The 21,820-nt window shown below is 70.7% G+C and carries 22 protein-coding genes; 10 read left to right on the plus strand and 12 right to left on the minus strand.

Going from position 1 to position 21,820, the window contains the following annotated elements:
* Positions 1-3: 3 nt before the first annotated feature.
* The 6 genes from OO69_RS24560 to fes form a co-directional block, all read right to left on the minus strand.
* Positions 4-636 carry an isochorismatase family protein gene (locus OO69_RS24560; protein WP_033282921.1) on the minus strand — a complete coding sequence of 211 codons (633 nt, stop codon included), beginning with the start codon at positions 634-636 and terminating at the stop codon, positions 4-6.
* A gap of 36 nt (positions 637-672) precedes the next feature.
* Positions 673-2,316, minus strand: coding sequence for a (2,3-dihydroxybenzoyl)adenylate synthase (locus OO69_RS24565; protein ID WP_033282922.1), 1,644 nt, complete (start codon positions 2,314-2,316; stop codon positions 673-675).
* Positions 2,313-3,509: an isochorismate synthase gene (locus tag OO69_RS24570; protein ID WP_033282923.1), complete on the minus strand. Its 1,197-nt coding sequence runs from the start codon at positions 3,507-3,509 to the stop codon at positions 2,313-2,315. Before OO69_RS24570 ends, OO69_RS24565 begins: the two co-directional genes overlap by 4 nt.
* Positions 3,510-3,549: 40 nt before the next feature.
* Positions 3,550-4,332, minus strand: coding sequence for a 2,3-dihydro-2,3-dihydroxybenzoate dehydrogenase (locus OO69_RS24575; protein ID WP_033282924.1), 783 nt, complete (start codon positions 4,330-4,332; stop codon positions 3,550-3,552).
* Positions 4,329-5,306: an ABC transporter substrate-binding protein gene (locus OO69_RS24580; RefSeq protein ID WP_033282925.1), complete on the minus strand. Its 978-nt coding sequence runs from the start codon at positions 5,304-5,306 to the stop codon at positions 4,329-4,331. The genes OO69_RS24575 and OO69_RS24580 overlap by 4 nt, the downstream gene beginning before the upstream one ends.
* 61 nt (positions 5,307-5,367) lie before the next feature.
* Positions 5,368-6,705 (minus strand): enterochelin esterase, encoded by a 1,338-nt coding sequence (fes, locus tag OO69_RS24585; RefSeq protein ID WP_051801182.1) that lies wholly within the window; start codon positions 6,703-6,705, stop codon positions 5,368-5,370.
* A 277-nt stretch (positions 6,706-6,982) separates the two neighbouring features.
* On the opposite strand from fes, the gene OO69_RS24590 reads away from it, so the two are divergent.
* From OO69_RS24590 to OO69_RS24600, 3 genes are all read left to right on the plus strand, one after another.
* Positions 6,983-8,032 (plus strand): FecCD family ABC transporter permease, encoded by a 1,050-nt coding sequence (locus tag OO69_RS24590; RefSeq protein ID WP_051801183.1) that lies wholly within the window; start codon positions 6,983-6,985, stop codon positions 8,030-8,032.
* Complete coding sequence (locus OO69_RS24595) at positions 8,029-9,096, plus strand: FecCD family ABC transporter permease (protein ID WP_106971105.1); 1,068 nt, start codon at positions 8,029-8,031, stop codon at positions 9,094-9,096. Before OO69_RS24590 ends, OO69_RS24595 begins: the two co-directional genes overlap by 4 nt.
* A gap of 100 nt (positions 9,097-9,196) precedes the next feature.
* Positions 9,197-9,718: a MarR family winged helix-turn-helix transcriptional regulator gene (locus OO69_RS24600; RefSeq protein WP_033282926.1), complete on the plus strand. Its 522-nt coding sequence runs from the start codon at positions 9,197-9,199 to the stop codon at positions 9,716-9,718.
* 27 nt (positions 9,719-9,745) lie between these two features.
* Here OO69_RS24600 and OO69_RS24605 read toward each other — a convergent pair whose 3' ends face one another.
* Both OO69_RS24605 and OO69_RS24610 read right to left on the minus strand, forming a co-directional pair.
* Positions 9,746-10,807 carry a dihydrodipicolinate reductase gene (locus OO69_RS24605; RefSeq protein ID WP_033282927.1) on the minus strand — a complete coding sequence of 354 codons (1,062 nt, stop codon included), beginning with the start codon at positions 10,805-10,807 and terminating at the stop codon, positions 9,746-9,748.
* An 88-nt stretch (positions 10,808-10,895) separates the two neighbouring features.
* On the minus strand, positions 10,896-11,561 hold the full coding sequence (locus tag OO69_RS24610) for a TetR/AcrR family transcriptional regulator (protein WP_033282928.1): 666 nt from the start codon (positions 11,559-11,561) through the stop codon (positions 10,896-10,898).
* Between the two features lie 145 nt (positions 11,562-11,706).
* On the opposite strand from OO69_RS24610, the gene OO69_RS24615 reads away from it, so the two are divergent.
* From OO69_RS24615 to OO69_RS24640, 6 genes are read left to right on the plus strand one after another with little or no spacing between them, the layout of a single operon-like run.
* Positions 11,707-12,987 (plus strand): acyl-CoA dehydrogenase family protein, encoded by a 1,281-nt coding sequence (locus tag OO69_RS24615; RefSeq protein WP_033282929.1) that lies wholly within the window; start codon positions 11,707-11,709, stop codon positions 12,985-12,987.
* Positions 12,984-14,006: a phosphotransferase family protein gene (locus OO69_RS24620; RefSeq protein ID WP_033282930.1), complete on the plus strand. Its 1,023-nt coding sequence runs from the start codon at positions 12,984-12,986 to the stop codon at positions 14,004-14,006. Before OO69_RS24615 ends, OO69_RS24620 begins: the two co-directional genes overlap by 4 nt.
* Positions 14,003-14,974 (plus strand): NADPH:quinone oxidoreductase family protein, encoded by a 972-nt coding sequence (locus tag OO69_RS24625; protein WP_033282931.1) that lies wholly within the window; start codon positions 14,003-14,005, stop codon positions 14,972-14,974. The genes OO69_RS24620 and OO69_RS24625 overlap by 4 nt, the downstream gene beginning before the upstream one ends.
* Positions 14,964-15,815, plus strand: a complete 852-nt coding sequence (locus OO69_RS24630) for an acyl-CoA dehydrogenase family protein (RefSeq protein ID WP_033282932.1) — start codon at positions 14,964-14,966, stop codon at positions 15,813-15,815. The genes OO69_RS24625 and OO69_RS24630 overlap by 11 nt, the downstream gene beginning before the upstream one ends.
* Complete coding sequence (locus OO69_RS24635) at positions 15,812-16,960, plus strand: acyl-CoA dehydrogenase family protein (RefSeq protein ID WP_033282933.1); 1,149 nt, start codon at positions 15,812-15,814, stop codon at positions 16,958-16,960. Before OO69_RS24630 ends, OO69_RS24635 begins: the two co-directional genes overlap by 4 nt.
* A 52-nt stretch (positions 16,961-17,012) precedes the next feature.
* Positions 17,013-17,804 carry an enoyl-CoA hydratase gene (locus tag OO69_RS24640; RefSeq protein WP_033282934.1) on the plus strand — a complete coding sequence of 264 codons (792 nt, stop codon included), beginning with the start codon at positions 17,013-17,015 and terminating at the stop codon, positions 17,802-17,804.
* Positions 17,805-17,835: 31 nt separating this feature from the next.
* Here the strand turns inward: OO69_RS24640 and OO69_RS24645 are convergent, their stop codons facing one another.
* The 4 genes from OO69_RS24645 to OO69_RS24660 form a co-directional block, all read right to left on the minus strand.
* Complete coding sequence (locus OO69_RS24645) at positions 17,836-18,639, minus strand: SDR family NAD(P)-dependent oxidoreductase (protein WP_033282935.1); 804 nt, start codon at positions 18,637-18,639, stop codon at positions 17,836-17,838.
* A gap of 82 nt (positions 18,640-18,721) precedes the next feature.
* Positions 18,722-19,549 carry an NAD(P)-dependent oxidoreductase gene (locus OO69_RS24650; RefSeq protein WP_078652554.1) on the minus strand — a complete coding sequence of 276 codons (828 nt, stop codon included), beginning with the start codon at positions 19,547-19,549 and terminating at the stop codon, positions 18,722-18,724.
* Positions 19,546-20,073: a nuclear transport factor 2 family protein gene (locus tag OO69_RS24655; RefSeq protein ID WP_033282937.1), complete on the minus strand. Its 528-nt coding sequence runs from the start codon at positions 20,071-20,073 to the stop codon at positions 19,546-19,548. Before OO69_RS24655 ends, OO69_RS24650 begins: the two co-directional genes overlap by 4 nt.
* A 6-nt stretch (positions 20,074-20,079) precedes the next feature.
* Complete coding sequence (locus tag OO69_RS24660) at positions 20,080-21,102, minus strand: zinc-binding dehydrogenase (protein WP_033282938.1); 1,023 nt, start codon at positions 21,100-21,102, stop codon at positions 20,080-20,082.
* 124 nt (positions 21,103-21,226) lie between these two features.
* Between OO69_RS24660 and OO69_RS24665 the strand changes: the two genes are divergently transcribed.
* Positions 21,227-21,820 (plus strand): TetR/AcrR family transcriptional regulator, encoded by a 594-nt coding sequence (locus tag OO69_RS24665; protein WP_033282939.1) that lies wholly within the window; start codon positions 21,227-21,229, stop codon positions 21,818-21,820.

Consider the following 21,820-nt stretch of genomic DNA (forward strand, 5'->3'; position numbering starts at 1 on the left):
GGCTCAGACCTCCTTCAGAAGCGTGTCGGTGGTGGTCACGACCGCACAGCGGCCGGCGGCCCAGCGCAGGGCCATGTCGTGGTCCTCGCGGGAGAAGTCGGCGACCGCGTCCGCGACGACGAACGCCTGGATGTCCCGCGACCACGCGTCGCAGGCGCTCATCAGCACGCCGATGTGCGCGTACACGCCGACGACCACCAACTGGTCGCGGCCCAGTCCGCGGAGCAGCGCCTCCAGGTCGGTGCGCGCGAACGCGCTGTACTTCCACTTGGTGAGAACGATGTCTCCGTTCTCGGGAGCCACGCTCTTGGGCACGGCGAGGGCCTCGGGGTCGTCCGCGACGCCCGGTCCCCAGAAGTCGAGTTGGAGTCCGCGTTCCTCGGGTGTCTGGCCGCCGCGCTGCGCGGAGTAGACGACCGGCACCTGGAGCCTGCGGAACTCCGCCAGCAGACGGGCCGTGTTGGCGAGCAGCCCGGTCAGGGGCTGCTCACCGGCCGGGAACGCGGACAGGAAGTGGTGTTGCAGATCGTGGACGAGCAGGACGGCGCGTGCCGGATCCACGGTCCAGGAGACCCGGTTCGCGGGCAACTCCCCGGCGGACGGGAGCGGATAGGCGGCGATGGCGGGAAGTGCCATGGGGGAGGGGACCTTTCAGTGCTGCTGCGGTGAAGCTCAGTGCTGCTGTGCGGTGGACCGCAGCTGCTTCTTGCTGACCTTTCCGATGCCGGTCTGCGGGAGGGCGCCGACGAACTCGACGAGATCGGGGACCTTGTAGGCGGCGACACCGCGCTCGCGCACGAACCGTCTGACGGCGGCCGGCTTCAGCGGCCCGGCACCCTCGCGCAGGACGACGTAGGCGAGAGAGCGTTCCCCGAGGTAGTCGTCGGCTACTGCGACGACGGACACGTCGTGCACGGCGGGGTGGGCGAGAATGATGTTCTCGACCTCCTCGGGCGCGACTTTCTCCCCGCCCCGGTTGATCTGGTCCTTGGCCCGTCCCTCGACGACGAGATGACCGCTCGCGGTGCGGCGCACGATGTCGCCGGTGCGGTAGAAGCCGTCCTCGGTGAAGGCGGTGGCGTTGTGCGCGGGGGCCCGCCAGTAGCCGCGGATCGTGTAGGGGCCGCGGGTGAGCAGCTGCCCGAACTCGCCCTCGGCGACGTCGAGTTCAGCCCCGTCGACGACGCGGATCTCGTCGTCCGCCGAGATCGGCCGGCCCTGCGTGGTGACCACGGTCTCGTGATCGTCGTCCAGGCGTGTGTAGTTGACCAGCCCCTCGGCCATGCCGAAGACCTGCATCAGTCGGCAACCCAGCGCGGGCTCCAGCCGGCGCGCGGCCTCGACGCTGTACTTGGCACCGCCGACGAGCACCAACTCCAGGCTGGACAGGTCCTGTTCGGCCTGCGGCCCGGCCTCCGTCCACACCAGCGCCAGCGGCGGCACCAGCCCCGTCATGGTGATCCGCTCGCCCTCGACGAGCGGGAACGCCGTCGCCGGGTCGGGCCGCGGGCACAGCACGGCCGTACCTCCGGCGTACAGGGCGCCCAGCCAACCGGGCGAACTCATCGGGAAGTTGTGCGCCGCCGGCAGCACCACGAGGAAGCGGGTGTCTCCGTCCACCCCGCAGATCTCGTTCGAGCCCCGCAGGGAGTAGATGTAGTCGTCGTGGGTGCGCGGGATCAGCTTGGGCACGCCGGTCGTGCCCCCGGACAACTGGAGGAACGCCACTTCGTGCGGCGCGGGTCCCTCCGGCAACCCCGCCGGGTCGCACGGTACGTCGGACAGCGCGGTGTGTTCCCCCGGGTCGCCGACGACGAACACGTGCCGCAGACTCGGGACTTGCTCCTTCATCCGCGAGGCGAGCACCCGGTGGTCGAACCCCGCGTGCACGTCCGGGACGACGTACGCGACCGCCTCCGCGAAGGAGCAGAAGTGGCCGATCTCCGACTCCCGGTGCGCGGGCAGCGCGTACACCGGCAGCGCACCGATCCGGAACAGCGCGAAGACCACCTCGACGAACTCGCCGACGTTGGGCAGCTGGAGGACGACACGGTCGCCCTTGCGGATACCGCGTGCCGCGAACCCGGCGGCCAACTGGTCGGCGCGTTCGGTCAGTTGGCGGTACGTCCAGGTGCGCCGCCCGGGTGCCGGGTCGACGAGGGCGATCCGGTCGGGGTGGGCGGCCGCGCGCTCGCGCAGGAAGCCGTCGAAGGTCTCGCCCCGCCAGTGACCGGCCGCACGGTAGCGCGCGGCGAACTCGGCGGGCCAGGTGGGCGCGTCGACACCCGGGGTGGTGGGGGAGAGGTCGGCGGTCACAGCGTCGCCCCCACGGCGTGCAGGAACGTACGGAACTTGGCGGCGGTCTCCGCGGTCTCGGCCTCCGGCGACGACGCGGCCACCACACCGGCACCCGCGAACAGCCGCAGCGAACGCCCCTCGGCCTCCGCGCAGCGGATCGTCACGACCCACTCGCCGTCGCCGTCCGCGTCCTGCCAGCCGACCATCCCGGTGTACGGTCCCCGGTCGAAGGGCTCCGACTCGGCAATCACCTTGCGGGCCACGTCTGTTGGGGTGCCGCACACGGCTGGTGTCGGATGCAGCGCGGACGCCAGGCGCAGCGCGCACACGTCGGGGTCGGCGAGTTCGCCGTTGACCGTGGTCGACAGGTGCCACATGGCCGCGGTGCGCAGCAGCGTGGGCCGCTCGGGCACGTCCAGCCGCGTACAGAACGGAGCGAGCGCGTCGCGTACGGCGGCCACGACGACGGCGTGTTCGTGCAGGTCCTTCGGGGACTCCAGGAGCGCGGCCGCCCGGCGCACGTCCTCGGCGAGATCGGCGCTACGGGGCGCGGACCCGGCCAGCGGGTTGGCGGTCAGCCGTCCCCCGGTGCGGGCGACGAGGAGTTCGGGGCTGGCGCCGACGAGGGTACGGCCCGGGCCGCTGGGCACGGCGAAGGTGTACCCGCCCGGGTCGCGGCGGGCCAGCCGGCGCAGCATGGCCGGCAGATCCGGCTCCCGGGAGGCGGTCAGCTCCAGGGTGCGGGCGAGGACGACCTTGTCGAACTCCCCGGCCCGCATCCGCGCGACGGCCGAGGCGACCGCCGCGCCGTAGTGCTCCGCGGCCGGGACCTCCCGCACCCGCCAGTCGGGCCGGTCGTCGGGATGGGGGACGGGCAGCGCGATGAGCGGGTCCTCGCGCAGCGGCGGCGCCCACCGCACGCTCCGCGGGATCGCCAGGGCGGGCGGGGCGTCCGGCGCGAAGGGCAGCGAGCCCATGACGACCGGCGCCGGGTCGCCCGCGCGCCGCCGCGCGTGCAGGGCCTCGCGGACGCGCCGGGTCAACGGGCTTGTGTCGTACGGTATTTCGGCGACGGTGCCGCGGCCCAGCAGGGTGTGGCGGGGCGTGGCGAGGAGTCGGTCACCGGTGGGGCGGTAGGTGTCCAGCAGGGCGGTCGCCGCACCGGGGGAGGCGGTGGTGGGGGCGGAGGGTTCGCTCAGCGAAGTCGTCATGGTTGTCTCCAGTGGGGGGACGGTACGAGCCGTGGACGCTTCAGGCGCGCAGGGTGGCGCCGCCGTCGACGTACAGGTCGTGCAGGGTGATGTGCCGGGCGCGGTCGGAGACCAGGAAGACGACCGCGTCCGCGATGTCGGAGGGCTCGGCGATCCGGCCGAGGGGGATGCCCGTGCGGTACGACGGAAGGTCCCCCTCGACGACACGCCGGGCGGCTTCGGCCTCGTCGCCGGACGTCCACAGAGCGCGCTGCATGTCGGTGCAAGTGGAGCCGGGGGAGACCGTGTTGCAGCGCACGCCCCGGGCGGCCACCTCCAGGCCGAGGCACTTGGTGAACATCACGGCCGCGGCCTTCGAGGCGGCGTAGGCGGCCATGCCGGTGCGGGGGATGCCGGCCGCATTGGAGGCGACGGTGACGATGCTGCCCCGGCCGCGCCCGGCCATCCGGCGGGCGGCGGAACGCGAGACGTGGAACACGCCGTCCGCGTTGACGGCGAACGTCGCCGCCCAGTCCTCGTCGGTGAGGTCGACGACATGCGAACTCCGCAGGATTCCGGCGACGTTGACGGCGATGTCGAGCGGACCGAGGGTGCGCTCGGACTCCTCGACGAGTGCCTCTACGGCGGCCGGGTCGGTGACGTCGAGCGGGCGGCCGGTCACCTGGTCGCCGTACTTCGCGGACAGTTCCCGTACGGCTTCGGCGTCGAGGTCGGTGGCCACGACCCGGGCGCCCTGCTCGACGAGCGCGGCGACGACGGCCTCGCCGATGCCCCGGGCCGCCCCGGTCACCAGGGCGAGGCGGCCGGTGAGTTCGGCGCTCATGAGGTCAGCGCCTTCGTGATGTCGTCCAGGACGATGTGGGCCGCCAGCGGTCCGCCGGCGCTGTTCCACGCCGAGCCCTGGACGACGACCACGTGGCCTTCCTTCTCGGCCTTCAACTTGCTGAAGTTGGGCACCTTCTTGGCCGTGGCGTAGGCCTTCTCGCCGTCGGCCCGGTCGCCGAGGGTGCCGAAGAACAGCCAGTCCCCATCGATGGTGGCGAGCTTCTCCAGGCTGACCGGTTCGCTGTGCCCGGCGCTCGCGCCCTGCTGGTCCGCGGGCCGGTCCAGGCCCAGTGCGGAGAGGGTGGAGCCCACGTGGCCCACGCCCTTGCCGACCACGGAGGGGGCGCCGTTCTGCCAGCGGACGACACTGACGACCGCCCCGGCGTCGGCGCCCAGCTTCTTCTTCGTGGCGGTCACGTCGGCGTCGAAGCCGTCGAGTATTTTCGCCGCCTGCGCCTTCTGGTTGAGGGCGTCGGCCGTGGCGGTGAAGGCCTTCTGCCAGTCCTCGTTGAGCTTGGCGGTGACCACGGTCGGGGCAATGGCCTGCAACTTGGTCACCTGACTCTTGGCCGCGGTCGTCTCGTCGAGCAGGATCAGGTCGGGCTGGAGCGCGGCCAGCTTCTCCAGATCGGCCGCAGCTACGGTGGCCACGACCTGCGCCTTGGACGCCTTGGCGGCGAGATACGTGGACACGCCGGTCTGACCGCGCCCGGCGGTGGTCCCGACGGGCGCGATGCCGAGGGCGAGCGCGGCGTCGAGCGTGGGCTCGCTGAGCGCGACGACCTTCTCGGGCGTGCTGGGCACCCGCACCGAGCGGCCCGTCGCGTCGGTGATCCGGCGGGTGGCGGACGACGCTCCCGCCGTCGTGTCGCCGCTGTCCTTCCCGTCGCCGCAGCCGCTCAGGAGCAGGGTTCCCGTGACGACGGTGACGGCGGTGAGGACCGCCCTGCGGGCTGATCGTGTGGAGGGCATGCGCGTGAAGCTCCTTGCAGAGAGGCGGAGTTGACGAGTGCGGGGTGGGGCCCGCGGATGGTCAGTGGGGTTCGGTGCCGAGCAGCCGCACCAGGCCGTCGGCCAGGGCGTCGTGCCAACAGGCGTAGTCGTGGCCGCCGTTGAACTCTTCGCGGGTCACCGTGTGGCCCGCGGAGCGCAACGCGTCGTACAGAACGCGGGTCTGATCGACCAACGCGCCCTCGTGCAGCCCGACATCGAGATGCACCGTCAGGGGTCGGGAGCCCGCCGCCGCACAGCGCCGGACGAGCCAGGGAACGTCCTGGACCTGCGGCCTGGGTGCCCCCGGCGGCAGCCCGGGGCGCCACCACAGGGACGGCGACTGGGCCAGGACCCTGCCGAACCGTCCGGGCAGCAGCCGGGCGGCGTGCAGTGCCGTCACGGCGCCGAGGCTCTGCCCGGCCACGACGGTACGGCGCGGGTCGGTGGTCAGGGGCCAGCGGCCGGCCGCCCAGGGCAGCAGTTCGTCCGCGAGGAAGTCCACGAACGCGTCGTGCCCGCCGAGTTCACGTTCGCGGGTGCGCCGGTCCACGGCATCCGGGGACAGCACGGCGAGCGGCGGCAGCACTCCGTCGGCGATCAGCACGTCGAGCGTCTCGCCGAACCGGAGCCGGCCGAACCACATGTCGCCGTCGCACAGCGCGACCACGGGCAACGGTGACGGGCCGCGCCGCTCGTGCCCGGGCGGCAGATACACCCAGGTGTCCCGCGTACCGCCGAGCGCCTGGGTGGTCACCGGGTGCCGTTCCACCCGGCCGGCCGGCACCCGGCCCCGCCGCTGTGCCCAGGACTGCGCGGGTGCGTGCGGAAGGGCGTAGACCGAGCTGGCGGCCGGAAGCCAACGGGTGGGCAGGGAGCGGGGGTTGAGAGGATCCGGCGCCGCGTGGGCGAGCAGAGACCGCAGTCGTAGCTGAAGCCGGGCCGGGTCCGTGGGCGGCTGCTTCGGGGAGATGTCGGCGGCCATCCGGTACGAACCGCGGTGGTCGGCGCGCAGCCGCAGGCCCAGGTGCCAGACGTCGGTGCCGGGTATCCGCTCCAGGAGGGAGGCGGCGAGGTCGTCCCGGTCGACGAGACGGTTGGCGAACAACAGCACCTGCCGGGTGGCGCGGTGGCCCCGCCACAGGAAGGTGACGGCCCGATGGCCGGGTTCGTCCGCCAGTTCCTCGACGAGCGGGGTGCCCACGCGTTCCACCTCTCTCCAGAACTCGTCGGTGAGGGCGGTGCGTTGGGCGTCGTCGGCGGTGTCGAGGCGGTCGACGAGGCGGCTGACGCGTGGGCCGGTGACGCGGCTCGGACGAGCGTCGGAGCGGGTCTCCGGCAGGGCCTCGTCGTCGGCGCACGGCGGGGTCGTGGCGGTCATCGAAAGTCTCCGTTGGGGGCGGGCATTCGTGGGCGGGCAGGCGCAACCGGGCAGGGGGCAGCGGCGGTTGGGCACAGCGGGGGAGGTCGTCAACGAAATCGTCAACAACGTAGGTAAGGTTAGCCTAAGCTAATTACATGTCCACCCGATCATGCTCCGGGCCGAGTGGAGAGCGACGGCTCTCCTTCGTGTTCCGGTGCTCGCCCAGCGCCCTTTCTGTACGTGCTTCTCCTGGTCAACACCCGTTGTGTGCACGGTCGTTGGCCGAGGGGGCGGTATGAGCACCGGCACCTTGACCCCGTCCGACAAGGCGAACGGCGACGCCGGACACCGCACCGGCGTGTCTTTGCGGGCGGCGGGCCTGCTGCTGGGCCTCGCCCTGCTGGCCGTCGTGGTCACCGTCTCGCTGGCCGTGGGCACGAAACAGATCCCCCTCGACCAGGTGTGGCACGGCCTGTTCGCGCCCTCGGGCACCGAGAACGACGCGATCGTGCGCGACCTCCGGCTGCCCCGCACCCTCGTCGGGGTCGCCGTCGGTGCGGCGCTCGGCCTCGCGGGCGGAGTCATGCAGACCCTGACCCGCAACCCGCTGGCCGACCCCGGACTCCTCGGAGTGAACGCGGGCGCGTCCGCCGCCGTCGTCACCGCGATCAGTGTCCTCGGCATCACCTCGTTCGGCGGATACCTGTGGTTCGCGCTCGCCGGCGCGGCCCTCGCGGCCACCGCCGTGAACGCCCTGGGCGGGGGGCGCCTCGCCACTCCCGTCCGCCTCGCCCTCGCCGGAACCGCCGTCAACGCGGCCCTGTTCGGCTACGTCAACGGGCTCCAGCAGTGGGACCTGGACACCCTGGACTCCCTGCGGTACTGGTCCGTCGGCACCCTCGCGGGCCGCGACGCCCATCTGCTGCTCGACGTACTGCCGTTGCTCGCGACCGGTGCCCTGCTCGCCTTCGTGCTGGCCCGACCGCTCGGCGCGCTCGCACTGGGCGAGGATCAAGCCCGGGCCCTGGGCACCCGGGTCGGGCGGACCCGGCTGCTGTCCATCGTCTCCGTCACGCTGCTGTGCGGCTCAGCGACCGCCCTGTGCGGGCCGATCGGCTTCATCGGCCTGATGATCCCGCACGCGGCCCGCGCGTTCTGCGGCCCGGACCCGCGCTGGCTGTTCCCTTACTGCGCGCTGTACGCACCGGTTCTGCTGCTCGTCTCGGACGTGATCGGACGGGTCGTCGTACCGCCGTCAGAGATCGACGTGGGCACGGTGACCGCGTTCCTCGGCGGCCTCCTCTTCATCCATCTCGTGCGGCAACGGAAGGTGGCCCACCTGTGATCCCGACGCGCACGTCGCCGGTCCAAGTCGCCGTGTCCCGGGGCCTGTTGCGCACCGCCCGCTGGTCACTCCGTTACGACACCCGGGCGTTGCTGGTCTGCCTCGGCCTCGGCGCGCTGGCCGTGTGTACGACGGTGCTCGCGATCGGCACCGGCACCTACGAACTCTCACCGCCGGAGGTCGTCCGCACCCTGGCCGGGAACGGTCCTCCCGGCGCCGAGTTCGTCGTTCTCGACCTACGGCTGCCGCGCGCCCTGACGGCCGTACTGGTGGGCTTCGCGATGGGCATGGCGGGCGGGGTGTTCCAGTCGCTCATCCGCAATCCGCTCGGCAGCCCCGACATCACCGGATTCGGCAACGGGGCCTCGGCGGGCGCGCTCGTGGCGATCATCCTCTTCGACGCGGGCGCACCCCAGACGGCGCTCGGCGCGGTGTGCGGCGGTTTTGCCACGGCCGTCGCGGTCTACCTGCTGGCCTGGAAACAGGGCGTGCACGGCTACCGGCTGATCCTCGTCGGCATCGGCGCGTCCGCGGTGCTCGGCTCGGCGACCAGCTTCCTCTACGTCCGTGCCGACATCGGCAAGGCGGCGCAGGCCGCGAGCTGGCTGATCGGGTCGCTCAACTCCCGTGGCTGGAGCGACGTCCGGACCGTCGGGATCGGCCTGGCCGTCCTCGTCCCCGTCGTGATCGGGTACGGGCGGCGGCTCACCCTGCTGGAACTCGGCGACGACACGGCCGCCGCCCTCGGCGTACCGCCCGAGCGCAGCCGTCTCGTCCTGCTGTGCGCGGGCACGGGCCTGACCGCGATGGCCGTCGCCGCGGCCGGCCCCATCCCGTTCGTGGCCTTGGCCGCACCCCAACTTGCGCGCCGCGCAACCCGCGCCGCCGGCCCGAACGTCCTGCCGGCCGCCTGGACGGGCGCACTCCTCGTCTCCACCGCCGACCTGGCCACCCAGCGCGTCACCGGCTCCGCGCTGTTGCCGGTCGGTGTGGTGACGGGCGTGGCCGGCGGCCTGTATCTGGCCTGGCTGCTGCGGCGGGAGCGTCGCGGTGCACGCCTGTGAACGGCCGGAGACCGGGAGAAAGTAGGCTCTCGGCAGTAGTCGTGGTAAACGACCGCAGTAATTTACTTGAGTTACGCAACAATATGGTAAAGTGGGTCGCATGTCCACACCACCGATCCCCGAAGCCCCCGCCTCCCCGGAGGTGACCGAGATCGAGCGAGCCCTCACTCGGATCACCTACCTGAGCACGCGCGCCCGCCAGCACGACCGGCTGATGGCCCTCGCCGGTGTGCCTCTGGACCGCGCGGCGGTGGCGTTGCTGCGGCAGGTCGCCGACTCCGACCCGCTGCGCCCCGGGGAGCTGGCCCAGCGCCTGGGAGTCGAGGCCTCGCATGTGACGCGGACGGTGCAGCAGCTCCAGAAGTCCGGCTACGTCACCCGCGTGCCCGACCCCGACGACCGCCGCGCCCAGCGGATCGAACTGACCGAGGCCGGCCGGAAGGCCGTCAGCAACGTCCGGGACGCCGGTGCGCGCGGCATGCAAATGGCCCTCTCGGAGTGGTCGACGGACGAACTGCAGCAACTGGCGACGCTGTTCCACCGCATGGTCGACGACTTCCTGAAGTACTCGATCGACGAGGACGGCGAGCCGGAGGTCGTGGCGCCGGCCGGCACGGTCTGAGTTCTCCGGCAGCAGGTGTCGCCGACATCACCCGAGGTCGGCGACGATCTGCGGGAGGTCGGCCGTGGAGCGGATTCCGGGAGCCGCCGCGCAGACGAACGGCACGGCGTTCACCGCACGGTTCGCGGTGTACGACGGGGACATCGCGGCCATCCGGTCGAGGGGCACGGGGAACCGCAGATCGATGTCCAGCGGCGCGTCCCCCTCGACCGCGACATGCCAGCCGGTCGCGCGGAGATCCCAGGCGGGGTCGAGGTCGGTGGTGCAGTACCAGTTGGCGCGGAACCGCAGCAGCGGTCGGCCCTTCCGCAGGCCGGACACGGTGATGCGCTGCGCGGCCACCGTGCCTGCGGGCAGCGTGCCCGCGGCAATTCGTGTGGTACGCCGGGCAGTTGCCACCTCGCCGATCGCCTCCACCGAGTCGAGCGGTGCCGAGAGCGCCTCGGCGAGCAGCCGCAACGACGGGCCGAAGCTGTCGCGCAGTCCGGCCAGGCGCTGTTCGCCGAACTCGGCAGGGGGCCGCCCGAAGCCCATCACCTCGAACAGCAGCCCGGGGGAGTCCCGTTGAGAGAGATCCGCGAACTCGTCGATCGTCAGCGCGTCGAGCCGCCGCTGGATCGAGGTGAGCGCCAGGGGCAGCGCCTCCGTGATGAATCCGGGGCTGCTGCCCGTGCTGTGCACCGAGGTGCCGCCCCGCTTGCACGCGTCCTCGATCCGCTTCCGTGTGACCGGGTCCAGGCTGGGCGCGTGATGGAACTCGCCGCGCGTCGACACGACGTTCACGCCTGACGAGAGCAGCGCACACACCTCGTCGAAATCACAGGTGCGCGGGGTGTAGAGGACGCAGTCGGCGCCGAGCGCGAGGATCTCGTCGATGTCATGCGTGGCGACGACCCCGGTGGTGCCGAGTTCGCCCCCGCTCAACTCGCCTGCGTCCAGGCCTGCTTTGGCCGGGGTGTGGACATACACCCCGGCCAAGGTCAGGTTCGGATGCTCCAGTACGGCACGCATCGTGCGGGCGCCGATGTTCCCGGTGGCCCACTGCACGACCCGGTAGCGCTGTACTCCATGCCGTAGCGGCTCGGTCATCGCCCACCCCTCGTCCCGGTGGGCGAGAACCGTACTCTCCGCTGTGGAGAGCGTCAATTACGCCGTCGTACGTCCGTCGGTCGCCCCGTCAGTTGTGCACGGGGACGCCCGAGAGGCCGCCGAGGCAGAACTGCCAGACCTCCTCGGCTGTGACCGGCGCCGCGTGGCTGCCGGCCGGAACTCCGTTGCCCTGTGCGACGAACATGACCGTCTGCATCAGGATCGAGGCCTGGCGGCGGGGCTTCCCAGCGGGGATGACGCCGGCGTCCTCGGCCTGCTCCACCAACTCCGTGAACACCTGGTGCAGGGGGAGATGAGCGGTCGCCACCTGCGCGGGATGCTTCACAAGGAGTTGGAGGGCGAAGTCGCTGAACAGGGGGCGCTCCACACCGGGGTTGGACAGCGACTGCTCGAAGAGCATCGTCACCCCGAGCCGCAGAGCTTCGAGTGGATCCGACAGGGAGCCGGCCGATTCGCGGATCTCCGCCGCCGACTTGGACAGCGCGTCCTCGAACAGCGCGAGCAGCAGCTCGTGTTTGCCGTCGAAGTGCTGGTAGAAGCTGCGCAGTGACTGTTTGGAGCGGTCCACGACCTCCTGGACCGTGAAGTCCGTCGTCCGCTTCTCCGCGATGAGTTCCTGCGCCGCGTCGAGGAAGCGCTGCACACGTTGTTCGGCGCGGAGCTTGGCGGCACGGGTGGAACGCTCAACGGCGCGCTGGCGCCAGGCTGGTTGTTCTTCGGGGACAGCTGTCACTTGAAGAACGATACTCCACTTCAGCGGTAACACCCCGGCTTCCCCTACCGAAGGACGCACTGCAAGTTTCGAGACCCTTACTTGCGTGAGATGAGAATGATATTCTCACCGCCATCCGTCCGGGTTGGCAGGAGGTTCGTCTGACATGGCATGGGACTTTTCCACCGAGCCGGAGTTCGAGGAGAAACTGGAGTGGATCCGGCGGTTCCGCTCCGAGCGCGTGGAGCCACTGGACCTGCTGTATCCGGACCGGGCCTACCACCCGCTCGACGACGAACTCGGCCCGGTCGTCCGGGCGTTGAAGCAACAGGTCCGCGACGAGGGCCTGTGGGCACCGCACCTCGGCCCCGAACTCGGCGGCCGCGGCTTCGGCCAGGTCAAGCTGGCGCTCATCAACGAGATCCTGGGCCAGTCGAGTTGGGCCCCCGTCATCTTCGGTACGGCCGCACCCGACACCGGCAACGCCGAGATCATCGCCCGCTACGGCACCGACGAACAGAAGGAGCGCTACCTCCAGCCGCTGCTTGAAGGCGAGTGCTTCTCCTGCTTCTCCATGACCGAGCCGCAGGCCGGCGCCGACCCCACGATGTTCACCACCCGCGCCGAGCGCGACGGCGACGACTGGGTCATCACCGGCCGCAAGTTCTTCTCCTCCAACGCCCGCACCTCGAAGTTCGTCATCGTGATGGCCGTGACGAACCCCGACGTCAGCCCCTACAAGGGCATGTCGATGTTCCTCGTACCCAGCGACACCCCCGGCGTCCGCATCGAGCGCCACCTCGGCATCATGGGCGAGGCCACCGACGAGGGCATGCACGCCCTCATCGCCTACGACGGCGTCCGCGTCCCCGCCGACGCGCTGCTCGGCGGAGAGGGCCAGGCCTTCGCGATCGCCCAGACCCGGCTCGGCGGCGGCCGCGTCCACCACGCGATGCGCGTCGTGGGCCAGAGCCAGAAGGCGCTCGACATGATGGCCGAGCGGGCCCTGTCCCGCGAGACCCAGGGCGAGCGGCTCGCGGACAAGCAGCTCGTGCGCGCCGACCTCGCCGACTCCTACGCCCAACTCGCCCAGTTCCGGCTGTTCGTGCTCTACACCGCCTGGCAGATCGACAAGTACCAGGACTACAAACGGGTCCGAAAGGACATCGCCGCCATCAAGTTCCTCACCCCGAAGGTGCTGCACGACGTCGTGTACCGCTCGATGCATCTGCACGGCGCGCTCGGTGTGTCGAACGAAATGCCGTTCTCGGACATGTGGAACGGCGCTGCCGTCATGGCGGTCGTCGACGGCCCCACCGAGGTCCACAAGATCACGGTCGCCCGTGACGTCCTGCGCGGCTACGAAGCGGCCCCAGGCCTGTGGCCCACCCAGCACCTGCCCACCCGCCGCGAATGGGCCCGGAAGCAGTTGGAGGACCTGCTGTGACGCTCGCGAACACGGAATCACTCGCCCGCTGGCTGGACGACCAGGGCATCGCCCCCGGTGAACCCGTCGAGACGTCGTACATCTCCGGCGGCACCTCCAACGACATCTACGGCATCCGGCGCGGCGAGGTGAGCATGGTGCTGCGCAAGCCGCCGGAGAAGGTTCCACCGGGGCGCAACGAGACCATGCTCCGCGAATACCGCGTTCTCAACGCGCTCAACGGCACGGACGTCCCGCACCCCGAGGCGATCGCCGTGTGCGACGACACGAGCGTGCTCGGCTCCTGCTTCTACCTCATGGCACACGTCGACGGTTGGTCGCCGATGAACACGGACGGCTGGCCCGAGCCGTTCCTCAGCGACCTGTCGCTGCGCCCCGGCCTCGCCTATCAACTCGTCGAGGGCATCGCCAAGTTGGGCAACGTGGACTGGCGCGCCCAGGGCCTGGAGGGCTTCGGTCGCCCTGACGGCTTCCATGACCGGCAGGTCGACCGCTGGCTCGCACACCTCGCCAAGTTCAAGTTCCGCGAGATACCCGGCCTGGAGAACGCCGCTGCCTGGCTGCGGGAACACCGTCCCGCCCACTGGGAACCCGGCATCATCCACGGCGACTACCAGTTCGCCAACGTCATGTTCCAGCACGGCGCACCCGCACAGCTCGCCGCCCTGGTCGACTTCGAAATGGCCACGGTCGGCGACCCGTTGCTCGACCTCGGCTGGGTGATCATGGGCTGGCCGGACGCCGACGAGGACCGCACGCAGAAGGGGTACGTCGACTACACCGGCATGCCCGACCGTGCCGACCTGCTGGAGCACTACGCCAAGGTCAGCGGCCGAGACGTCAGCGAGATCGACTACTACGTGATCCTCGCGCGCTTCAAGATGGCCGTCGTCCTCGAAGGCGGCTACGCCCGGCACGTGAAGGGTGAGGGCGGCAACCCGAAGATGGCCCACTACGGCGATGTCGTCCTGCAGATGGCCGCCCAGGCCGCCGAGCTCGCCGCGACGACCCGACTATGAGAGCCGCCCGCTGCAACGCCGTCGGCGGCCCGGTGGTCGTGGAGGACATCCCCGAACCGGTTGTGCCTGAAGGGGAGTTGGCCGGGAATGAAGGTGGCATCCCGGTCGACGTGCACTACGCCGCCGTCAACTTCGCCGACCTCCTCGTCATCGACGGCGCCTACCAGGTGAAGGCGGAACCGCCCTTCACCCCCGGCAGCGAGTTCGCCGGCGTGGTCGCCGCCTCCGCGAACGGATTCGAGAAGGGCGAGCGGGTCTTCGGTTCGATGTTCGTCGGCGCCTTCGCCGAACGCGTCACCGCCCGGCCCGCAGGCCTGAGCCGTATCCCCGAGGGAATCTCCACCGAGCGCGCGGCGGCCTTCGGAGTCAGCCACGCCACCGCTTTTGACGCCCTCCGCCTGGTCGCCGACGTACAGCCGGGTGAACGCGTCGCCGTCCTCGGCGCGGCCGGCGGGGTCGGCCTCGCCACCGTCGAACTCGCCGCGCTGCTCGGCGCGGAGGTCGTCGCCGTCGCCTCGACGGAGGAGAAACGGGCGGTGTGCGCCGAGCAGGGCGCACAAGTAACCCTGCCGTACGACGAGTTGAAACGGACCCTAGGGGACACGGGCGGGGCCGATGTCGTGATCGACCCGGTCGGCGGGCCGTACGCGGAGGAGGCGTTGCGGGCGATGCGCTGGGGCGGGCGGTTCGTGAGCGTGGGGTTCGCGAGCGGGGAGATCCCGCGTATCCCGCTCAACCTCCCCATGCTCAAAGGCGTCAGCCTGCACGGCTTCGACCTCGGCGGCTGGGCGCGGCACCGGCGGGACGACCTGGTCGCCGCCCGCACCGAACTCCACGGACTGTTCGCCGCCGGGAGGATCCGGCCCCGCGTCCACGCCGTGTATCCGCTCGCCGACGTCGCCGAGGCTCTCGGCCTGGGGCGCCGCGCCATCGGCAAGGTCCTTCTGGAGGTCGCGCATGGAGTTTGAGTTCGACGACGAACAGCGGCTGCTCCAGCGGGTGGTCCGCGAAACGGTCACCAAGTCACGGTCCCTGCCCGAGAAACAACTCTGGGACACCTACCTGGAGCTGGGCTGGCTGGAGGCCCCACCGGTGGAACTGGCCATCGTCCTGGAGGAGTTGGGGTACGCCGCCGATCCCACGCCCTTCCTCGCCACGGCCACCTGGTTCGCACCGCTGGCCGGACGGCTGCCGCGCGGCTCGGGTACCGGTGTCTTCGACGGGGAGGGGAAGTTCGTCCTCGACGCCGACCGCGCGGACGAGATCGCCGTTCTCACCTCCGAGGGCGTGGTCGTACGGGACGGAAAGGAGCTCGCCGCAGAGCGGCTGTCCGTGTTCGACCCGACCCTGCACATCGCCCGGGTGGACGTGCCGGACCTCGTCGCCGGCGTACCGGACCTGGCTCTGATGGGCCTGGCGGTCAGCACGGTCGGCAGTTGCCGGCGGATCCTCGACCTGGTCGTCGCCCATGTGAAGCAACGGCACCAATTCGGCGTCCCCATCGGCTCGTTCCAGGCCGTCAAGCACAAGGCCGCCGACATGTACGTCGCCATCGAACGAGCGAAGGTGCTCGCCTACTTCTCCGCGCTCACCATCGCCGAGAACGACCCCGGCCGAGGCCGTGCGGCCGCGATGGCGAAGGCCGCGGCGGGCGACTGCCAACGGGTGTGTTTCCGCAACGGGTTCCAGCTCTTCGGTGCCATGGGCTACACGTGGGAGAACGAGCTGCAGATCCATCTCAAGCGGGCCAAGGCGGGGGACCTGCTCCTCGGTACGGCGTCCGAGCACAGGAAGGCGCTGCTGGTATGAGGCTCGCACCCGACCCCGAGGTCGAGAAGTTCCGCGCCGATTTCAGCGACTTCATCGACGCCCATCTGCCCACCCCCGAAGAGGCCACGGTCCAGTCCAAGTCCAGCGCGGACATACCGGATTGGGCCCGGCGCTGGCAGCGCAAGCTCTTCGACGCGGGCTGGCTGCTGCCCGCCCAGCCGCCCGAGTACGGCGGCCGCAACGCCACCCTGCCCCAAGTGGTCGCCCACCTCGAGGAGTTGTCCCGGCGCCGGATCTACCACAGCTTCAACCCGCAAGGCCTCAACATCATCGCGGCCTCACTGCTGACCTTCGGCACCGAGGAACAGAAACGCGACTGGGCCGTACCCCTGCTGCGCGCCGAGATCACCGCGTCGCTCGGCATGAGCGAGCCCGGCGCCGGCTCCGACCTGGCCGGGCTGCGCACCCGCGCGGCCCTCGAAGGCGACCACTTCGTCGTGAACGGGCAGAAGGTGTGGACCTCGGGCGCGCACGACGCCGACGTCCTGCTCACCTTCGTCCGCACCGACCCCGACGCCCCCAAGCACAAGGGGATCAGCGTCCTTCTCATCCCCACCGACTCCGAGGGCCTGGTCCGGCGGCCGTTCGGTTCGATCGCCGCGCCGGACGACCTCGACTTCAACGAGGTGTTCTTCACCGACGTCCATGTCCCGAAGGAGAACCTCGTCGGCCCCCTCAACGAGGGCTGGCGCGTGGCCAACGGCTCGCTCGGGCACGAACGGACCCTGCTGTGGGTGCACTACGCCGAGCGGATGGACGCCCTGATCCAGGACGCGGCCTGCGACGAGGAGTGGTACGCGACCCTCCAAATGGACGTCCAGGCACTGCGGTTGCTCGGCTATCGGCTGCTCGGGCCCGACCGCAACCCGGTGGAGATCTCGGTGCTCAAACTGCTCGGCTCCGAGGCCGCGCAGAGCGCCGAGCTGCACGCCCTCGAACAGCACGGGACCGAGGCGCTGCTACATCCGGTGCAGACGGGGCCGTACACCCATATGAACTTGCAGACGTTCAACGCAAGTTGGTTCGAGCGGTACGCGCGCAGCTTCGGCGGGACGATCGCCGGCGGTACCTCCGAGATCCAGCGCAACATCATCGCCGAGCGCATCCTCGGCCTGCCCCGATAGAGCCGGTCAGCCCAGAGGGCCGACATCCCAGAGCCGACAGAGGACGAGACGCATGGACGAGATCCTGTACGAGGTCGACGGCCGGGTGGGGATCATCACCCTCAACCGGCCCGAGGTCGCCAACGCGCAGAACAGCGCGCTCCTCGACGCCCTGGACGCGGCCTGGAGCCGGGCCGCGGCCGACGAGAACGTGAAGGTCATTCTCCTGAAGGCCAACGGCAAGCACTTCTCGGCGGGACACGACCTGAAGGACCGCTGGCCGGCGCCGAAGGAGATCACCCTGGAGTGGATCTACAGCGCCGAGACCCGCCGGTACCTGGAGTACACCCTGCGCTGGCGCAACGTGCCCAAGCCGACGATCGCCGCCGTGCAGGGCAAGTGCATCGCGGGCGGACTGATGCTCTGCTGGCCCTGCGACCTGATCGTGGCCGCCGAGAACGCCGAATTCTCCGACCCCGTCGTGCACATGGGCATCGGGGGAGTCGAATACCACGGCCACACCTGGGAGTTGGGCCCGCGCAAGGCGAAGGAGATCCTCTTCACCGGACGGGCCGTCACCGCCGAGGAGGCGGAGAAGGTCGGCATGGTGAACAAGGTCGTGCCACTGGACCAACTGGGCACCGAAGCCCTGGAGTTGGCTCACCAGATCGCCACCATGCCGTCCTTCGGACTGCGCCAGGCGAAGCGGGCCGTCAACCAGAGCCTCGACGTCCAGGGCTTCTACGCCGCCATCCAGTCCGTGTTCGACATCCACGAGACGGGACACGGAAACGCGCTGAGCGTGAGCGGATATCCCATTCTCACACAGCTCGACGCCATGAAGGAACGCATCAAGGGCCAGTAGTCCGCCGGACCGATGGGCCGGACCGGGACCGTCACTGCTCCTTGTGCGCGGTCGCGCCCCGGCTCATCGCCAGGACCGCGTCGCGGCGGCTCAGAGCCCCGAACGGGGAACCGCCGGACGGGGTCGGGCTGCCGCAGATCCAGGTCGGACCGTCGGAGAGATGGGCGAGCGCCTCGGCGGCCACGTCGTCGGGGTCGGCCAAGTCGCCGCCGTAGGAACTCCCTTGGACGCCTTCGGTCCGGCGCAGGGACGGGGTGTTGGTCCTGCCGAGCACCAGGCCCAGGACGTCCACGCCGCTGTCCTTCCACTCCGCCCAGAGGCTCTCGGCGAGGATGAGGTCGAAGGCCTTCGACGCGCCGTAGGCGGCGAGCGTGGCGCCACCCGCCCACGCGGCGCCCGAGGTCACCAGGACCACGGCCCCGCGCTTGCGCGCCACCATCGGGCCACCGAACCGGTAGGCGGCTTCGAGTACGGCCGTGCAGTTGCGCCGCACCAGTCCGAGGTGGGTGTCGAGATCCTTGTCGAGGAACGGCACGCTGCGGTCGTCGCTGCCGGCGTTGTACACGAACAGCCCGACCTCTAGCCCGGCGGTCGCATCCTCCAACTCTGCCAGGGCGGTTGAGGAGCTGAGGTCGAGCGCGACTGTACGGACCTCGACGTCGTACCGGGCCCGGATCTCGTCGGCCGACGCCTCCAGCACGGGCAGGCGCCGGGCCACCAGTACGACGTTCATCCCCTGGGCGGCCAGCCGGTGGGCGAACGCGGCACCCACCCCGTCCGACCCGCCGGCGATGACACCCCACGGCCCGTACTTGCTCGTGAGAGATTCAGCCACTTCGTACTCCTCATTTAGAATGCAGGTAATCGCGACAAAGACGTCAACAGAGCTATATGGGCGCTGAGTTCACAGCCCCGCGTCATGACGGCGGCCGTTGGAGAACCTTCTTCTCGACCGCATCCGACGACAGCACCGTCCCGATGATCCCAAGGTCCGCACCGGTGCTCCGCGCCACCTCGCGCACCACGGCGACGTCCTTGCTCATCAGATCCGCCAGCCGTACCGCCACCGAGTCGACCGACCCTCCACGGGCGACGACACCGAGCGCCCGACTGGCCCCGCTGCCATGCTGCAGCGCCGCGAGAATCACGTTCTCGTCGATGCCCAGCGACCCCGCCACCCGCACCGCGTCGACCGCGAGGCCGACCTGCGCCACGAACAGGGCGTTGTTGACGAGCTTGACCCGCTGACCGTTGCCGGCCGGTCCCACGAACAGAATGGGCGAGGCGTACGCCTCCAACAGCGGGCGTGTCTCCTCCAGTTGAGCCTCGTCCCCGCCGACCCACAGGGTGAGGCGACCCGCGGCGATGTCGTGCGGCCCGCCCGAGAGCGCGGCGTCCAGCACCCCGACACCACGCTCCGCCCCCGCCTCGAAGAGCAGCCGGGCGGTCTCGGGATCGGACGTGGTGTGCTGGACGAGCGTCGCCCCCGCCGACATGGCCGCGAGGGCACCGTCCGGGCCGAGACACACCGACCGCACCTGCTCGTCCGTCAGCACGACGACGAACACGGCGTCGGCACCGCGCACGGTCTCCTCGATCGTGTCGGCCCAACTCGCCCCGGCCTTCCGGGCGATGGCGCGAGTCTCGGGGCGGCGAGTGTGCATGGTGACGTCGTGACCGGCGGTCATCAGGCGGTCGACGATCGGCCGCCCCATCCGGCCCGACCCGATCACACCGATCCTCAACGCTCCTCCAAGGCAGTGGAGTTGGCGGCCGGTGCCAGCATCGCGCGGGGGCCCTCGGTGCCGTCGAGGTTGGCGTTGACCCGCTCGGCGATGCGCCAGCCGTCTGAAGTCCGCACCCAGCGCCAGGTGTTGGCGGAGACCTGGAACACCCAGAACCGGCCCGCGTCCGCGTCCCAGCGCAGATGAAGCGCATGACTGCGGCCGGTCGCGTGGTCGCCGTCGACGACCACGTGCGGCGCGGTCAGCACGTGACCGCAGCCGTTGTGGATCACACTCTGGTGCCCGGCGCCGTGGACCATGCCGACGATGCCGTCCCGGCCGTCCATCCGCAGGTGGGGGATCGCGTCGAAGACGCCGTCCTCGGTCCAGAGGGCGGCAGCGGCCTCTCCCGAACCGCTGTCGACCGCGGGCCCGTACTGGGCGACGAGCTGGGTGATCTCCACCTGGTCCTCCAAGGCGCGCACCTTCGCCGCCAACGACTCGACGGTGGCGCGCAGTTGGGCAAGTTCGTCCGTCTCGCTCATGGGTGTTCAGCTCCCTGGTACGACGATGATGCGGGCCGGCCCGTCGGCGTCCCGTGCGGCGTCGAGCGCGGCCGGCACCCCGTCGAGCCCGACGGTGTGGCCGAGCATCGGCCCGACATCGAGGCTCCCGGAGCAGACCGCCCGGAACGCCTCGTCCCAGTGGTCCATCGACGGGCCGCCCCCGAACTGGATGTTGATGCCTTTCCGCTTCGCGGTCAGGGTGTGCAGATGGTCGCCCTCCGGCGGACCCCCGACGGAGAAGATCCGGGTCCCGCGCTCGCAGCCCTTGATGATCGAGTCGAGAACACCCGGGACGCCGACGCACTCGAAGACGACACAACTCGACCGGCTGCCAACCGCGTTGCGCCACACCTCGTAAGGCGAGACCTCTGCGGGGTCGACGACCACGTCGGCGCCCATGGCCAGCGCGGTCGCGCGACGCGAGGCCACGAGATCGGCCGCCACGATCGGACCGACGCCGAGGTTCTTGAGCCGGCCGATCGCCGACAGGGCGATGGCGCCGCAGCCGATGACCAACGGCGCCTCGCTCGCGGACAGTTGGGCGCGGGACGCGGTCGACCAGCCCACCGAGATCGCGTCGGCGACACACACGATCTCGCTCGGCAGGTCCGACACCACGACCCGGGTGATGGCCTCGGTCAGCAGGAACAACTCCCCGAAGCCGCCGGGGGCTTCAGGGCTCTGGCCGATGATCCTGCGGCCCGCCGGGGTGGCCAGCACGGGCAGCGAACTCACCCGCGTCCCGACCGGGATCCGGCGCTCGGTGCCGGGGCCGTAGTCCACGACCTCGGCGCAGTACTCGTGACCCATCACGATGTCGACGTCCTGGTCGTACGTCGACATGCCGCTGTCGTCGTCGGCGCCCGCCTCCGGATGGTCCATGAAGTGCAGATCCGACGCGCAGATCCCGCATGCCAGGGATCGGACGAGGAGTTGGCCCGGTCCGGGGACCGGATCGTCGACGGTCCGCGCCTCGACGCTCCCGCCCCGCAGCACAGCAGCACGCATCAGACTCTCCTCCGCACTCCGAAGTCCGTCCCCTTCGGACTGTAGCCACACAGAGGCAATTACAGAAGACGGTCTCCTATAATTAGAAGAACGCGGAGCACCGCCCGGTCACTACAATCACGGCATGGCAGAACCGCGCCGCGCCCCGGGCCGTCCACGGGACACGAGCATCAACGAACGGGCCCTCGCGGCGACGCGCGAACTCCTCGTCCAGCGCGGCTTCGACGCGACGACGATCCAGGCGGTGGCGGAGCACTCCGGCGTGCACGCCTCTGCGATCTACCGCCGTTGGCCGTCCCGGATCGAGCTGATCGAGGAGGCCACGTTCCCCGGGCTCAGCCCGCTGAGCGTCCGCCCGACGGGGGACCTCCGTCGTGATCTACGCCGGTTCGTGCGCGCCTACTTGGCGGCCTTCGGCGCGCCCGCGGCCCGCGCCGCCGCGGCCGGTCTGTTCGCGCACTCCCAGACGTCGACCACGCCCCGGCCGCCGGAGATGCTGCTGCGCGTGTCGGCGCGACCGCAGTTCCAGGACATCCTGCGCGCCGCGCCGACCGGGACCGTCGACCCCGCCGTGGACCCGGACGACGTCTTCGACATGCTCCTCGGCGCCGTCCTGACCCGCACCCTCCTGTCCACGGTCACGGCCCGCAACCGCCCGGTCGAGCGCACGGTCGACATGATCCTGCGGATGCTACGGCCCCTCGACGGCCCGGAGTGA

The organism is Streptomyces sp. NRRL F-525, from assembly GCF_000716605.1.
Lineage (GTDB): Bacteria > Actinomycetota > Actinomycetes > Streptomycetales > Streptomycetaceae > Streptomyces.

What these genes read in the sequence shown, in the direction of transcription:
- OO69_RS24560 (WP_033282921.1), bottom strand. Translation starts at nt 636, where the DNA reads ATGGCACTTCCCGCCATCGCCGCCTATCCGCTCCCGTCCGCCGGGGAG.
- OO69_RS24570 (WP_033282923.1), bottom strand. Translation starts at nt 3,509, where the DNA reads ATGACGACTTCGCTGAGCGAACCCTCCGCCCCCACCACCGCCTCCCCC.
- OO69_RS24575 (WP_033282924.1), bottom strand. Translation starts at nt 4,332, where the DNA reads ATGAGCGCCGAACTCACCGGCCGCCTCGCCCTGGTGACCGGGGCGGCC.
- OO69_RS24580 (WP_033282925.1), bottom strand. Translation starts at nt 5,306, where the DNA reads ATGCCCTCCACACGATCAGCCCGCAGGGCGGTCCTCACCGCCGTCACC.
- fes (WP_051801182.1), bottom strand. Translation starts at nt 6,705, where the DNA reads ATGACCGCCACGACCCCGCCGTGCGCCGACGACGAGGCCCTGCCGGAG.
- OO69_RS24590 (WP_051801183.1), top strand. Translation starts at nt 6,983, where the DNA reads ATGAGCACCGGCACCTTGACCCCGTCCGACAAGGCGAACGGCGACGCC.
- OO69_RS24600 (WP_033282926.1), top strand. Translation starts at nt 9,197, where the DNA reads ATGTCCACACCACCGATCCCCGAAGCCCCCGCCTCCCCGGAGGTGACC.
- OO69_RS24605 (WP_033282927.1), bottom strand. Translation starts at nt 10,807, where the DNA reads ATGACCGAGCCGCTACGGCATGGAGTACAGCGCTACCGGGTCGTGCAG.
- OO69_RS24615 (WP_033282929.1), top strand. Translation starts at nt 11,707, where the DNA reads ATGGCATGGGACTTTTCCACCGAGCCGGAGTTCGAGGAGAAACTGGAG.
- OO69_RS24625 (WP_033282931.1), top strand. Translation starts at nt 14,003, where the DNA reads ATGAGAGCCGCCCGCTGCAACGCCGTCGGCGGCCCGGTGGTCGTGGAG.
- OO69_RS24630 (WP_033282932.1), top strand. Translation starts at nt 14,964, where the DNA reads ATGGAGTTTGAGTTCGACGACGAACAGCGGCTGCTCCAGCGGGTGGTC.
- OO69_RS24635 (WP_033282933.1), top strand. Translation starts at nt 15,812, where the DNA reads ATGAGGCTCGCACCCGACCCCGAGGTCGAGAAGTTCCGCGCCGATTTC.
- OO69_RS24640 (WP_033282934.1), top strand. Translation starts at nt 17,013, where the DNA reads ATGGACGAGATCCTGTACGAGGTCGACGGCCGGGTGGGGATCATCACC.
- OO69_RS24655 (WP_033282937.1), bottom strand. Translation starts at nt 20,073, where the DNA reads ATGAGCGAGACGGACGAACTTGCCCAACTGCGCGCCACCGTCGAGTCG.
- OO69_RS24660 (WP_033282938.1), bottom strand. Translation starts at nt 21,102, where the DNA reads ATGCGTGCTGCTGTGCTGCGGGGCGGGAGCGTCGAGGCGCGGACCGTC.
- OO69_RS24665 (WP_033282939.1), top strand. Translation starts at nt 21,227, where the DNA reads ATGGCAGAACCGCGCCGCGCCCCGGGCCGTCCACGGGACACGAGCATC.